The sequence below is a fragment of the Sphingopyxis soli genome (assembly GCF_018682675.1).
Lineage (GTDB): Bacteria > Pseudomonadota > Alphaproteobacteria > Sphingomonadales > Sphingomonadaceae > Sphingopyxis > Sphingopyxis soli.
Genome location: NZ_JAFMTR010000007.1, coordinates 1 through 12,191, shown reverse-complemented (window position 1 = coordinate 12,191; position 12,191 = coordinate 1). Strand labels below are relative to the sequence as shown.

Annotated in this window: 10 protein-coding genes; 6 read left to right on the top strand and 4 right to left on the bottom strand. The window is 66.4% G+C overall.

Annotation, left to right across the window (positions count from 1 at the left end; genetic code table 11):
* Window positions 1-249 precede the first annotated feature (249 nt).
* On the bottom strand, window positions 250-561 hold the full coding sequence (locus J1N50_RS00565; protein ID WP_215349050.1) for an alkylphosphonate utilization protein: 312 nt from the start codon (window positions 559-561) through the stop codon (window positions 250-252).
* Window positions 562-578: 17 nt separating this feature from the next.
* A complete protein-coding gene (locus J1N50_RS00560) occupies window positions 579-1,328 on the bottom strand; it encodes a methyltransferase (RefSeq protein WP_215349047.1) in 750 nt (249 codons plus the stop codon).
* A gap of 125 nt (window positions 1,329-1,453) precedes the next feature.
* On the opposite strand from J1N50_RS00560, the gene J1N50_RS00555 reads away from it, so the two are divergent.
* A complete protein-coding gene (locus J1N50_RS00555; RefSeq protein ID WP_215349044.1) occupies window positions 1,454-3,193 on the top strand; it encodes an N-acyl-D-amino-acid deacylase family protein in 1,740 nt (579 codons plus the stop codon).
* Window positions 3,194-3,202: 9 nt separating this feature from the next.
* Here the strand turns inward: J1N50_RS00555 and J1N50_RS00550 are convergent, their stop codons facing one another.
* Together J1N50_RS00550 and nhaA are read right to left on the bottom strand one after the other, a co-directional pair.
* Window positions 3,203-4,552, bottom strand: a complete 1,350-nt coding sequence (locus J1N50_RS00550) for a hypothetical protein (protein ID WP_215349041.1) — start codon at window positions 4,550-4,552, stop codon at window positions 3,203-3,205.
* A complete protein-coding gene (gene nhaA / locus J1N50_RS00545) occupies window positions 4,552-5,838 on the bottom strand; it encodes a Na+/H+ antiporter NhaA (RefSeq protein WP_215349038.1) in 1,287 nt (428 codons plus the stop codon). Before nhaA ends, J1N50_RS00550 begins: the two co-directional genes overlap by 1 nt.
* Window positions 5,839-5,987: 149 nt before the next feature.
* Here nhaA and J1N50_RS00540 point away from each other — a divergent pair, with 149 nt between their 5' ends.
* From J1N50_RS00540 to J1N50_RS00520, 5 genes are all read left to right on the top strand, one after another.
* Window positions 5,988-7,415, top strand: a complete 1,428-nt coding sequence (locus J1N50_RS00540; RefSeq protein WP_215349035.1) for a glycosyl transferase family protein — start codon at window positions 5,988-5,990, stop codon at window positions 7,413-7,415.
* The gene (locus J1N50_RS00535) at window positions 7,412-8,539 is read left to right on the top strand and encodes a hypothetical protein (RefSeq protein WP_215349032.1); all 1,128 of its coding nucleotides are present in this window, start codon (window positions 7,412-7,414) and stop codon (window positions 8,537-8,539) included. The genes J1N50_RS00540 and J1N50_RS00535 overlap by 4 nt, the downstream gene beginning before the upstream one ends.
* A 106-nt stretch (window positions 8,540-8,645) precedes the next feature.
* Window positions 8,646-9,554: a sulfite exporter TauE/SafE family protein gene (locus J1N50_RS00530; protein WP_215349029.1), complete on the top strand. Its 909-nt coding sequence runs from the start codon at window positions 8,646-8,648 to the stop codon at window positions 9,552-9,554.
* Window positions 9,551-10,318 (top strand): TIGR02186 family protein, encoded by a 768-nt coding sequence (locus tag J1N50_RS00525; protein ID WP_215349026.1) that lies wholly within the window; start codon window positions 9,551-9,553, stop codon window positions 10,316-10,318. Before J1N50_RS00530 ends, J1N50_RS00525 begins: the two co-directional genes overlap by 4 nt.
* Window positions 10,319-10,400: 82 nt before the next feature.
* Window positions 10,401-12,113, top strand: a complete 1,713-nt coding sequence (locus J1N50_RS00520) for an ATP-binding protein (protein ID WP_215349024.1) — start codon at window positions 10,401-10,403, stop codon at window positions 12,111-12,113.
* The last annotated feature ends 78 nt before the right edge of the window (window positions 12,114-12,191 follow it).

Below are 12,191 nucleotides of genomic sequence, written 5' to 3'. Positions count from 1 at the left end.
CACCTGACGACTCGGAAAACACGGCAAAACAAGAATCTGGAGTGCCGGTTTTGATTCAATCAAGACCGAACGCACTCTAACGATTTCCCGCTTTTGGCATGTCGCGGGCCTTGCGCGGGCCGGGGAGGTTGTGGCGACGGCCGGGGCCGACGAACGCGTGCCGACCCCCTGGCGCTGCAACTCGCGGGCAAATGGTGCGACAGGCATCGGAAGAAACGGCGCCGCTGATGCGGCGGCGCGCATCCGCAGTCAGCGCTTCTTCACGAACTCGGTGCGCAGGACGAGACCCTTGATGCCTTCGTAGCGGCAGTCGATCTCCCCGGGATCGGAGGTCAGCCGGATCGACTTGATCACCGTCCCGACCTTCAGCGTCTGCCCCGCGCCCTTCACCGGCAGATCCTTGACGAGGACGACCGAGTCGCCGTCGGCCAGCACATTGCCGACCGCATCCTTCGCTTGCGGAAGCGCATTCGCGGCTTCGGCGCGGGCGCGGGCTTGACTGGCGGGCAGCCATTCGCCGCTCGCCTCGTCATAGACATAATCGTCGTCGTCGCTGCTCATGATCGGGCTTTGTTACCTCATTTTGGTTTGCGGAATCGCAGCGTGAACTGGTCGGTCTTGCCGCGGATGCTTGGGTCGAACACGTTGGCGGTAAGCGGATCGTCGGCCCGTTTGTAAAGGTTGCTTTCGGCATCGAGCTTGAATCCCGCGGCGGTCAGCGCCGCGACCACTGCCGCCTTGTCGATGCGATGCAGGCTGTCGGACAGCGTCGTGCCGCTGCCCGCGGCGGCGCTATGGTCGACGACGACCAGCGTCCCGCCGGGCTTCAGCGCGGCGAACAGCGCCGCACTCGCCTTGGCGCCCGTGCCCTCGGGGAAGGGTTTGAGATAGAGATCATGGAAATTCTGCACGGTGACGATCGCGTCGAGCGGCTCGGGAAAGGCGGGCGCCGCGAACGGTCCGGCGACCGCGTCGACATTGGCATAAGCGGTGTCGATCGCGGCCTGATCGTCGCCATATTGCTTTTTGAAGGCGATGAATTCGGCGGGCTGGAAGGCATAGACTTTGCCCTCCGGTCCGACCGCGCCCGCGAGGATGCGGGTCAGATAGCCGCCGCCCATCACGAAATCGCCGACCTTCTGGCCCGGCGTGATCCCGGCGAAGGCGAGCAGCTCTGCGGGTTGGCGCGCCGCGTCGCGATCGCGGTCGGCGGCCGGGCGCGCCGGGTCGGCGAGCGCGGCCGTATAGTCGGGGGCAGCGGCCTGTTTCGCAGCGACCGGCGGCGCGGCGAGGGCGAGCAGGAGGGCAAGGGTCAGCGGACGGATCATGGCATCGACTCCTTATGGTTTGTGGCGCCATCATAGCGCCCTCGAACGCGTCCGGCGCCACAATTTGCACATCCTGATTTTGGTGATAGGTTTCACCTAGAAACCAAATAGACGGGAGAGTCGGGATGCATGATCTGGTGATACGCGGCGGCACCGTCGTCGACGGAACGGGCGGCGCGCCTTTCGTTGCGGATGTCGCGGTGGCGGGCGACCGCATCGTCGCGATCGGCAGGAACCTTGGCCCCGCACGCGAGGAAATCGATGCGGCCGGCAAGATCGTTACCCCCGGCTTCGTCGACGTCCACACCCATTATGACGGGCAGGCGACCTGGGACCAAGAGATGGCGCCGTCGAGCTGGCACGGCGTCACGACGGTGGTGATGGGAAATTGCGGCGTCGGCTTTGCGCCCGCCAAGCCCGACCGCCACGAGTGGCTGATTTCGCTGATGGAGGGCGTCGAGGACATTCCCGGCACCGCGCTCGCCGAAGGCATGAGTTGGGATTGGGAGACCTTCCCCGAATATATGGACGCGCTCGAGAAGCTGCCGCGCACCGTCGACGTCGCCTGCCACGTCCCGCACGGCGCGGTGCGTGCCTATGTGCTCGGCGACCGGGAAAAGCCCGGCGCGATCCCGACCGCCGAGGATATCGCGGAGATGTCGCGCATCGTCGAGGAGGGGGTGCGCGCGGGTGCGCTCGGCTTCTCGACCAGCCGCACCGTGCTCCACAAGTCGGTCGACGGCGAACTCGTCCCCGGCACAACCGCGACCGCCGAGGAACTGGTCGCGATCGGCCGCGCGATGGGGCGCGTCGGCTATGGCGTGTTCGAAATGGCGAGCGACATGAAGCGCGAGTGGAACGAATTCCAGTGGATGGGTGATCTCAGCCGCGAAACCGGGCTTCCCGTAACCTTCGCCGCGCTCCAGTCGATCGCCAAGGAGCTGCCGCTCGAGGAACAGATTTCCGAAATGCGCAAACAGAATGCGGCCGGTGCGAACATCGTCGCGCAAATCGCGCTGCGCGGCAATGGCGTGATCATGGCGTGGCAGGGGACGGTGCATCCCTTCCGCTTCAAGCCCGCATGGAACGAGATCATCGATCTGCCGTGGGACCGGCAACTCGCGCATCTGAAGGACCCGGCGTTCAAGAGGCGCATGATCGAAGAGGCGAATGTCTGGCCCGAAAGCGACATTCTCGATTTCCTGATGGTCGTCGCCGAGGGCTGGCCGGTCCATTTCGAGATGGACCCCGACTTCAACTACGAGCCCAGGATGGACGAGAGCATCGCCCACCGCGCCGCCGCGGCGGGCGTCTCGCCGGCCGAATATGCCTATGACCTGCTGATGAAGGACGACGGAAAGGGCTTCATCTATTTCCCGATTCTGAACTACCGCGACGGCAACCTCAATTTCCTCGAGGATTTGCAGGCGGCGGACGACACGGTGAACAGCCTGTCGGACGGCGGCGCGCATTGCGGCACGATCTGCGATGCGGCGTCGCCGACCTTCATGCTCCAGCACTGGGTCCGCGACCGCAAGGGGAACCGCATCGACCTCGAACATGCGATCAAGCGCCAGTGCCGCGATACCGCGATGCTCTATGGCCTCGAGGATCGCGGCGTGATCGCGCCGGGCTATCTCGCCGATCTGAACGTCATCGACATGGACAAGCTGAAGCTTGGCAAGCCATGGCTGGCTTTCGACCTGCCTGCGGGGGGCAAGCGCCTGCTGCAAAAGGCCGACGGCTATGTCGCAACGATCAAGTCGGGGGTCGTCACCTTCAGGGACGGCAAGATGCAGGGCCCGACCCCCGGCGGCGTCATCCGCGGTCCGCAGCAAGTCGAGCTGGCGATGGCTGCGGAGTGATCCGCCGCCTCACCGCCCGAGCAAATCCGAAGGCAAGGTCGGTTCGCTGACGATCTTCGCCATGCGCCGCCACATCTCGTCGCGGCTCGGCTTGCCGCGCTCGACATAGGCGCGGACTATCGTCTCGCCGAGGCCGTAATTGATCACATAGCTGCGATATTGTTCGGTGAAGCGCACCGACTGGTCGGCGCGTTCGGACGAGACGAGCAGATATTTCCGGGTGAGCGCAACTGCCGTCGTGCGGTCGATCGCGCCATCGAGATATTGCTGCGCGATCGTCAGCCGCGCGCCCGAAGCGCGTTTGATCGCCGACAGCAATTGCCAGTAACGATCGTCGGACGGCACTGGAATCCCGGCGATCGGCATCAGCACGTCGCGCTCGGTATCGGCCTTGCTGGTGCCCGGAAAGGCAAGGTCGATACCGTAGTTGGCGCTGCCCTCGGCGATCAGGCTTTGCGGGCTGTAGAGCGGATAGACGCTGAACTCGCTCCAGCCGCGCCCCTTCGCCAGCCCTTCTTCCAGCTTCATGTTGAGCAGATGATGGCCGGGATAACCCTCGTGGCAACCGAGGTCGAGCGCGCGCGACAGGCGGATCGGCAGGTCGATGTTGACCTGGATCAGGCTGTGATAGCCGCCCTGGTAATAATTGTAGCCGCTCCAGCTCTTGCCGGTGACGAACTCGAGGCGGAAGCTCTCGCCCGCGGGCATCGGGATATGCGCGGCGCTGCGGCCGCGACAGCGGGCGATTGCGACGTCGAAGACTTTTTGTAGCCGCTCCTTCGGGATCGTGAAGCGGTCGAGATAGGCCTCGACCCGCGTCGCGAGCGGTCCCTCGCCGGGAACCAGCGCCTCGATCCTCGCAAGTTCAGCGTCATAGGTTTCAAGCGGTTTCAGGCGCGGGCGGACGCCGAACAGCCTTTCGGCCTCGTCGGCGAAGGCGAAGCGCGTGCCTTGCATCATCATCAGCCGCGCTTCGGCGGCACGCAGCTGCGCGCGCAGGAAGGCGGCGCGGCGGCGGCCGAGCGGATCGGAGAGCCGCCGCGCTGCGGCATCGGTCCGCGCCATCAGGTCGCGCGTCGCCGCGAGCAGCTCATCCTTGTCGCGCGGGGCCGCCTCGGCCGCCTTTTGAAGTTCGGGCGGGCCGTAATAGGCGTCGATATAGCCGTCCTCGTGCGTCCCGATCTCAAGCGTCAGGCGCAGATAGTCGGCGGCGATGGCATCGAGCGCTTGCGACGCGGCGGGGCCGCGCCGGACATCGAGCGATGCGATCCCCGCTTCATTGGCGGGACGCGGCGGCGCATCGAACGCGCACGATCCCAAGGCGGCGGCGAGGAGGGGCAGGAAGGGGAGCTTGTCCATCAGGTGGCGGCCGGTTCCTTGCTGTCCGACGTATCGCGTACATCGCCATCGGCGGCGATTTCCGCGTTCGTCTGGCTTTCGATCGCGTCATGGTCGGGATGCGGCGGGGCAAGGCGCAGCAGGGCAAAGCCCGAGAGCGCGGCGACCAGCGACCCCATCAGGATGCCGATCTTGGCTTCCTCGACCAGCAGCGCGTCACCGGGGAAGGCGAGCCCGCCGATGAACAGGCTCATCGTGAAGCCGATGCCGCACAGCATCGCGACCGCATAGATCTGGAGCCAGGTCGCGCCGCGCAGGCGCCCGGCGATGCCGAATTTGACGGCCAGCCAGACGCTGCCGAAAATCCCTATCTGCTTGCCGAGGAAGAGCCCGGCCGCGATGCCGAGTGGCAGCGGCGCGAACATCTGCTCGGGTCCAAGGCCGCGGACATCGACCCCGGCGTTGGCGAAGCCGAACAGCGGGACGATCGCGAAGGCAGCCCAGGGATGCAGTCCGTGCTCCAGCCGGTGCAGCGGCGACTCTTCGCTGTCGGGCGCGCCCGGCGTCCGGTCGAAGGGGATCGCCATCGCGGCGAGCACGCCCGCGATGGTCGCGTGGACGCCCGACAGCAGCATCGCGTACCAGAGGATCAGGAAGGCGACGAGGTAGAGCGCGAGGCTCTTCACTCCGAAGCGGTTCATCGCGACCATCACGCCGAGGATCGCCGCCGCCGCGCCGAGCGCGACGAGGTTGATCTTGGCGGTATAGAAGAGCGCGATGATCGCGACCGCGCCCATGTCGTCGACGATCGCCACCGTGACGAGGAACAGCTTGAGCGAGGTCGGCGCGCGTTTGCCGAGCAGGGCGAGGACGCCCATCGCGAAGGCGATGTCGGTCGCGGCCGGAATCGCCCAGCCCTGGGCGAGGCCGGGCGTCCCGCCGGCAAAGGCCATATAGATCGCCGCCGGGACCGCCATGCCGGCAGCCGCGGCAACCATCGGCAGGATCCGGCGGTCCCATGTCGCGAGCCGCCCGTCGACGAACTCGCGCTTGATCTCCAGCCCGACGAGCAGGAAGAAAATCGCCATCAGCCCGTCGTTGATCCACAGATGCACGGTCATCGGACCGAGCTTGTCGGTCAGGACCGGCCCGGTCACGGCGTGGATCAGATGATGATAGGTCTCCGCGAACGGCGAATTCGCAACAATCATCGCCATTATGGCGGCGAAAATCAGCAGCATTCCTCCCGCGCTTTCACTCTCCAGAAAGTCGCGAAGGGCGGATCGAGGGGCGGATTTACTGGACATTCGGGAAAATACCGGATCGCTTTCAACAGGTTTGACTCCACTTTCCTAGCGATCGTGGACGCGTCCGTCACCCTTTACAAAAAGTAAGTCGCGATTACCCAAGGCGCGGTCGGCGGCATGGCGCCGTCAAGGGGGGTCGGGCGAGCGGGGTGGAGCTGTCGGCTGTATCGTTGGAGTGGCTGGTCCAGGGCGGCGGCCGCGAGCTGATGTTCTTTGCATCGGCCGGCATCCTGCTGATGGGCCTCGACGATCTGTTCTTCGATCTGATGTGGCTTGGCGGGCGGTCGGCCGCGGGCGCGCGGCGCGATGACGCAGCGGGCCCGCCGCTCGACGGCCCCTTCGCCATATTCGTGCCCGCGTGGGACGAGGCGCGGGTTCTCGGTCCGACGCTCGAGGCGATGCTCGCCGCGTGGGGCGGGCAGGACTATCGCGTTTATGTCGGCTGCTACCCGAATGATGCGGTGACACTCTTTTCGGTGTCGCCGCTGATCGCGCGCGACCGGCGGCTGCGGCTGGTCATCAGCAGCGAAGAGGGCCCCACCACCAAGGGCGACAATCTCAACCGGCTGTGGGCGGCGGTCGGCGAGGACGAGCGCGCCGAGGGGATGCGCTATGCGGCGATCGTTCTTCACGACGCAGAGGACCGCGTTCATCCGGACGAGCTGGCGCTCTATCGCCACCATCTGCGCGGGCGTGCGATGGTGCAGATCCCGGTCGTGCCGGACGTCGCGTCCGGTCGGCAATGGGTTGCGGCGCATTATGGCGACGAATTTGCCGAGGCGCATGGCAAGGAACTGGCGCTGCGCTCGCGGCTCGGGCTTCCGCTGCCTTCGGCGGGAGTCGGCTGTGCGATGACGCGGAGCGCGCTGGCGCTGCTTGCGATCGAGCGTGGCGGCCATCCGTTCCGCGCCGACAGCCTGACCGAAGATTATGAGGTCGGGATGCTGATCGGCGCCTATGGCCTCGATGCCGCATTTGTCGATATCCGGAACGCGATGGATGATCGCATCGTCTCGCGCGGCGGCTTCCCGGAGACGTTCGAGGCCGCGATCCGCCAGAAAGCGCGGTGGATTACGGGCATAGCGCTGGCCGGATGGGACCATCTCGGCTGGCCGGGTTCGCGGGTCGGACGGCCGGAGGCTTCGCGCCTCGGCGGCTGGCTCGCGCGCTGGATGCTGTGGCGCGACCGCCGCGCGCCGTTGGCGGCGATTATCCTGCTCGCCGCCTACGCTGGCTGCGTCCTTGTCGCGCTCGGCTGGGCCGGCGAAGCGCTGCTGGGCTGGCGACCGGCGGAAATCGGGCCTGCGATGCGCGCGATTCTCATTATCAATGCGGCGCTTCTGTTGTGGCGGCTGGCGATGCGGATGTATTTCGCCGGGCGCTGGTACGGGGCGCGGCAGGCGCTGTTGTCGGTGCCGCGCGCCTTCGTTTCCAATATCGTCGCGATCCTCGCGGCGCGGCGGGCCATTGTCCTGTATCTGCAGATGCTGCGATCGGGCGCGGTGATCTGGGACAAGACCGATCACCACATCGGGGAAGCCGTTGCGCTGACGGTCCGGTCGGGGCGAGGCGAATGACGATCGCGCGCGAGCCGGGCAGGCCGCAGACCGCAAATGCCTCGGCACTCCGCTTTCTCGCGCTTTGCATCGGCGGATGGATCGCGCTGCGCGTCATGATGCTCTGGAATCCGGCCATTCCCGAGGCGCTCGATCGGGGTTCGGGCCGGTGGGCTCCGCCGTCGATCGTCGCCGCGCCGCCGCGGCGCGACCGGGTGGCGCTATCTCCGGCACAGGGGTTTGGCGCCCGGCCGACAATGGCATCGGCGGCGGGGCGGGCCACCGGGGATCGTTCCGCGCCAATCGACGAGAACAGGGCAGCCCTGGACCAAGCCGACGCTGGCGCTTTCGATCGCCATGCGATGCGGCCCGCGCTGACGACCCGTGTGTTCCCCTCGCAAGGGCCGGCGCAGGCATCGGCCGGCTACCTGCCTGCGGCCGCCGGCGTTCCACGCGGCGAACCGACCGCCGACCAGCCTTTCTGGATGCAGCGTCCGCTCGCGGGCTGGTCGCTCGGAGGTTGGGTCTATTTGCGCGAAGATTCTGCAAATGCGTCGGGGAATATCGGCGCGGGCAGCCAGCTTGGCGGGTCGCAGGCCGGGCTCCGCCTTGCCTACGGTTTCGGTGCAACGGGCCGCCTGCGCGCCTATGGCCGCGCGGTGATGGCGCTCCGCCAGCCGCGGCAGCGCGAAATGGCGGCCGGCTTTGCCTATGCCCCCATCGCCCGGTTGCCCGTCGATATCGCGGTCGAACAGCGCCTTGCGGTCGGCAGCGAAGGGCGCACCGCCTTGGCGGCGATGGTCACAGGCGGCGTCAGTGATGTCCGGATGCCTGCCGGTTTCAAACTCGATGCCTATGCGCAGGGGGGTGTCGTCGGCGCGCGGCGGCGCGATGGCTTTGCCGATGGTGCGGTGGTGGTCGACCATCGGCTGGGCGGGGGCGAAGATGCTCCCCTTCGCGCCGGGGCGCTGGTTGCGGGTGCGATCCAGCCTGGCGCCCGGCGCGTCGATGTCGGGCCGCGCCTGACATTGCGGTTGCCCGATGTCGGGCAGGGAAGCCGCATCGCGCTCGATTGGCGGCAGCGCGTCGCGGGCAATGCAAAGCCCGAAAGCGGCTTTGCGCTCACGCTTGCGTCCGACTTTTAGGGCGTTCGAAATTTAGCTGGTTCATCCGATTCCCCGGCGATGAAAAATGCTCTAGGGTTTCGGGACTCGGCGCAGTTTTGCGCCGCAGACGCATGTTTCGGGGCCCATGGATCTCTACCTTCCAGTCGCCAATCTGTCGGTCAACGCGCTCGTTATCGTCCTGCTCGGCGGCGGGGTCGGCTTTCTGTCGGGGATGTTCGGGGTCGGCGGCGGCTTCCTGACCACGCCGCTGCTGATCTTCTATGGTATCCCGCCGACGGTCGCCGCGGCATCGGCGGCGACGCAAGTGACCGGGGCCAGCGTATCGGGCGCGCTCGCGCATTTCGAGCGTGGCGGGGTCGATGTGCGGATGGGGGCGGTGCTGATCGCGGGCGGGCTGCTCGGGTCGCTGATCGGCGCGGGGCTGTTCGAACTGCTCACGGCCTGGGGCCAGATCGATACGGCGATCAACATCCTTTACGTGGCTCTTCTCGGTTCGGTCGGCGGGTTGATGGCGCGGGAGGCGTGGGGCGCGCTCCGCGCCGCGCGGGCCGGATTGCCTGCTCCGGCGCGCAAGCGGCGCCACCATCCGATGGTCGCCAACCTGCCGCTGCGCTGGCGTTTCTATCGCTCGGGCCTTTACATCTCGCCGCTCGCGCCGCTGATCCTCGGGATGCTGGTCGGCATATTGACCATGCTGCTCGGCGTCGGCGGCGGTTTCATCATGGTCCCGGCGATGCTCTATCTGCTCGGCATGGGGACGCAGGTCGTGGTCGGCACCTCGCTGTTCCAGATCCTGTTCGTGACGATCGCGACGACGATGGTCCATGCGATGACCACAGGTGCGGTCGATATCGTCCTTGCCGGTTTGCTGTTGCTCGGCAGCGTCACCGGGGCGCAGTTCGGCGCGCGCTTCGCGCAAAAGGTGAAGCCCGAATATCTGCGCATGGCGCTGGCGGCGATCGTGTTGCTGGTCGCGGCGCGGATGGCCGTCGGGCTCTTCATCCGCCCCGACGAAATCTATACGGTGCAATGAGGCCCGCGCTCGCCTCGATCCTCGGTTTTGCGCTGTTCGCGGCGGGACCGGCGCAGGCCGCCGATCCGCGGCTGGTGCCCGACGTGTCGAGCCGCGCGATCGACATCCAGTACAGCTTCACGGGCGAGGAATTGCTGCTGTTCGGCGCGATCCTCTATCCCGGCCAGCGCCTTCCCGACGACCGCGCCGATATCGTCGTCGTGCTGAAAGGACCGGTGCGCCCGATCGTGCTTCGCGAAAAGCGCCGCGTCGCGGGCATCTGGGTCAACGCGAACAGCATCCGCCTTCGCACGTCGCCGGGCTTCTATGCAATCGGTTCGTCGCGGCCGATCGACAAGCTGGTCGACGAACGCACCGCCGCGATCTTCGAACTCGGCCTCGACAATCTGTCGATGTCGCCTGCCGGCTTTTCGGAGGCGCGCAAGCTCGCGCGCTTCGAGAGCGGACTGATCGACCTCTATCGGCGGAGCGGACTTTTCTATGAGAATCCGGGCGCGGTCGAGATTACCGAAGGCGTGCTCTATCGCGCGCGCATCCCGGTTCCGGCGCGCGTGCCGGTGGGCACCTATCGTGCCGAAACCTATCTGATCAGCCGCGGCCGCGTGCTCGCGGTCGCGTCGCGCGACGTCCAGATCCGCAAGGCGGGGTTCGAGCGTTTCGTCGCCCTCGCGGCGCAGCGCCACGGTTTCCTCTACGGCCTGACCGCGGTCGCGCTGTCGCTGCTGCTCGGCTATGGCGCATCGGCCATTTTCCGCCGCCGCTGAGATATCTTGCCGTTTAGCATAAGCGCTTTGTTTACTCTCGCCTGCGATAACGACCCCGGGACAACAAGTGGCGGGGCTAAATATGGATATGCATGGCGGCGGTTTCAGCGCCGGTGACACGACGGCGGCGCAGCATGTGCGCCTCGCAGGCGGCGGCACGGCGGCGGCGGTCGCGCCGGCCACGCACCATCACCGCGACGACCTGCTGATCGGCGAAGTCATCGATATTTCGGGCTCCGCATCGCGCATCCTGCTCGACGCTGCGACCTTGGGCGAACTGTCGACCTCCGCCGACGCTGCCGTGGCGATGGCCGGACAGGTCGGCGCGCAGGTGAAGATCCGCGTCGGCAGCACCTGGCTCGTCGCCAGCATCCGCGACCAGCAGCTTCACGAGCGCGGCGAGGGGCTGATCGTCGCGACGATCGACTTCCTCGGCGAGGGCGAAGAGGAGAAAATTACCGGCCGTATTCATAATTTCCGCCGCGGCGTGACGCGCTATCCGATCCCGGGCAGCCAGGTTTATGCGGCGACCAGCCACGATCTGAAGCAGATCTACGCCGCCGACGAACGGGCGCATGTCGAGATCGGCAACGTCTATCCGACCAAGGATATTCGCGGCTCGCTCTACGTCGACGCGATGCTCGGCAAACATTTCGCGCTTTTGGGCTCGACCGGTACGGGTAAGTCGACCAGCGCCGCGCTGATCCTCCACAAGATTTGCGAGCTCGCGCCGCAGGGTCACATCGTGATGATCGACCCGCACGGCGAATATTCGGCCGCGTTCAAGAGCACCGGCGCGTTGTTCGACGTCGACAATCTGGCGCTGCCCTATTGGCTGATGAACTTCGAGGAACATTGCGAGGTGTTCGTCACCGCGCAGGGCCGCGAACGCCAGGCCGACTGCGACATTCTGGCGCGCTGCCTGCTGCAGGCTCGCACCAAGAACCGGCTCGCCGAGGGAATGACCAAGATCACCGTCGACTCGCCGATCCCCTATCTGCTCTCCGACCTGCTCAACATCCTGCAGAACGAGATGGGCAAGCTCGACAAGACGACCTCGTCGGCGCCCTTCATGCGCATCAAGGGCAAGATCGAGGAAATGCGCGCCGACCCGCGCTATAATTTCATGTTCTCGGGGATGCTCGTCGCGGACACCATGGCGAATTTCATCGGCAAGATCTTCCGCTTGCCGTCGGATGGCCGTCCGATCTCGATCATCGACGTCTCGGGCGTTCCGTCGGACATCACGTCCGTGGTCGTGGCCGTGCTGTCGCGCCTGACCTTCGACTATGCGATCTGGTCGCGCGGCGAGCCGCAGCGCCCGATCCTCCTCGTGTGCGAGGAAGCGCACCGTTACATCCCGGCGAAGGATGTCGGCGAGGGGCAGGCGGTCCGCAAGATCCTCGAACGGATCGCCAAGGAAGGCCGTAAATACGGCGTGTCGCTGGGCCTGATCACGCAGCGCCCCTCGGACCTCGCCGAAGGCGTGCTGTCGCAGTGCGGCACGATCATCTCGATGCGCCTCAACAACGAACGCGACCAGCATTTCGTCAAGGCGGCGATGCCCGAAGGCGCGCGCGGCTTCATCGACTCGATCCCGGCGCTCCGCAACCGCGAGTGCATCGTCTGCGGCGAGGGCGTGTCGATCCCGATCCGCGTCTATCTCGACACGCTCGAAGAGGAGAAGCGCCCGGCGTCGAGCGATCCGCTCTTCTCGAAACTGTGGCGCGAGACCGGCGGAGAGGCCGAAATCCTCGAACGTGTGGTCAAGCGCTGGCGCAGCCAGGGGCGTTGATGTTCTTCGCCTGACGGCGAAGGCGGCACCGGCCCGCTCCCGCGTCTGGCCTCCCATAGAATACTATGTCGGGAGACC

Coding starts and splice junctions, on each gene's coding strand:
- J1N50_RS00565 (WP_215349050.1), bottom strand. CDS start 561: ATGAGCAGCGACGACGACGATTATGTCTATGACGAGGCGAGCGGCGAA.
- J1N50_RS00560 (WP_215349047.1), bottom strand. CDS start 1,328: ATGATCCGTCCGCTGACCCTTGCCCTCCTGCTCGCCCTCGCCGCGCCG.
- J1N50_RS00555 (WP_215349044.1), top strand. CDS start 1,454: ATGCATGATCTGGTGATACGCGGCGGCACCGTCGTCGACGGAACGGGC.
- J1N50_RS00550 (WP_215349041.1), bottom strand. CDS start 4,552: ATGGACAAGCTCCCCTTCCTGCCCCTCCTCGCCGCCGCCTTGGGATCG.
- nhaA (WP_215349038.1), bottom strand. CDS start 5,838: ATGTCCAGTAAATCCGCCCCTCGATCCGCCCTTCGCGACTTTCTGGAG.
- J1N50_RS00535 (WP_215349032.1), top strand. CDS start 7,412: ATGACGATCGCGCGCGAGCCGGGCAGGCCGCAGACCGCAAATGCCTCG.
- J1N50_RS00530 (WP_215349029.1), top strand. CDS start 8,646: ATGGATCTCTACCTTCCAGTCGCCAATCTGTCGGTCAACGCGCTCGTT.
- J1N50_RS00525 (WP_215349026.1), top strand. CDS start 9,551: ATGAGGCCCGCGCTCGCCTCGATCCTCGGTTTTGCGCTGTTCGCGGCG.
- J1N50_RS00520 (WP_215349024.1), top strand. CDS start 10,401: ATGGATATGCATGGCGGCGGTTTCAGCGCCGGTGACACGACGGCGGCG.